Raw genomic sequence first — 716 nt, 5'->3', positions numbered from 1 at the left:
CTATATCAAAAGCATAAAATGGAGCATATAGATAAGCCATAGAATATAGTAATAAATGGCAACATTAGATTTAGTTGTAATTTTATGAAAAATAAAAACTAGGGTACACATTAAAATAAGATGCATGCGTGAAATAGGAACTACAATAATCAATTTACTCGAAAAAGACAAAAGCCTCATCAAGATAATTGAGTCTCATTTATTATACACTTTACTAACTAACAAGGCCATTCTTTGGTACGTAGCTCCATGTTTAATTTCTCTTCTGTAGCAACAAAGTTATCCTGTACTTTTAGTGGACTGCATTGCAGTTGGTGTTGGGGCTAATAGGGTAAGGGATGCGGACACCACATGCACCAGGGAGAGCAGCTGCCTTTCCGTAGTTCATTCCTTTAATGGAAGCAGCAGCAGATTTAAGGCAAGTGCATGCAGTTTTCCTGTCAGCCGGGGTGGCGGCTGCGCTGTTTAGGGCCCTAATCCCACCACAACATGCCGGGCTTGGGCCAGGACCACCCCTAAGGAAGCCAATGCACGCTGCAACCTTGCCCGAAACTAAGCCACAGGTCACGGCGGCCTCCGCATGTGGTGCAAGCACTACCATGCACATGGCAATTGCACAAGCTAACTTAACAATAGCTGAGCTTGCCATAGTTTTTCTTGTGCTTAAGAAAATTGTAGAGTTATTACTAAAAGAACAATATGTTTTTCTTTTTTTT

The 716-nt window shown here is 41.3% G+C and carries 2 protein-coding genes; one reads left to right on the top strand and one right to left on the bottom strand.

Annotated elements, in window-relative coordinates; all coding sequences use genetic code 11:
- Nucleotides 1-292: 292 nt before the first annotated feature.
- Complete coding sequence (locus tag CXR02_RS23345) at nt 293-601, bottom strand: non-specific lipid-transfer protein (RefSeq protein WP_219816177.1); 309 nt, start codon at nt 599-601, stop codon at nt 293-295.
- Here CXR02_RS23345 and CXR02_RS23110 point away from each other — a divergent pair.
- On the top strand, nt 528-716 hold a 189-nt coding region (locus CXR02_RS23110), incomplete at its 3' end, for a hypothetical protein (protein ID WP_258061175.1). The two genes, CXR02_RS23345 and CXR02_RS23110, sit on opposite strands and share 74 nt — an antisense overlap.

The sequence above is a fragment of the Arthrobacter sp. 4R501 genome (assembly GCF_002929755.1).
Lineage (GTDB): Bacteria > Actinomycetota > Actinomycetes > Actinomycetales > Micrococcaceae > Arthrobacter.
The sequence above is the reverse complement of the archived record's forward strand: the minus strand, read 5'-3'. Positions and strand labels throughout refer to the sequence as shown.

Bases quoted from the DNA above. Each gene is read 5' to 3' on its own strand.
- CXR02_RS23345 (WP_219816177.1), bottom strand. From the start codon at position 601: ATGGTAGTGCTTGCACCACATGCGGAGGCCGCCGTGACCTGTGGCTTA.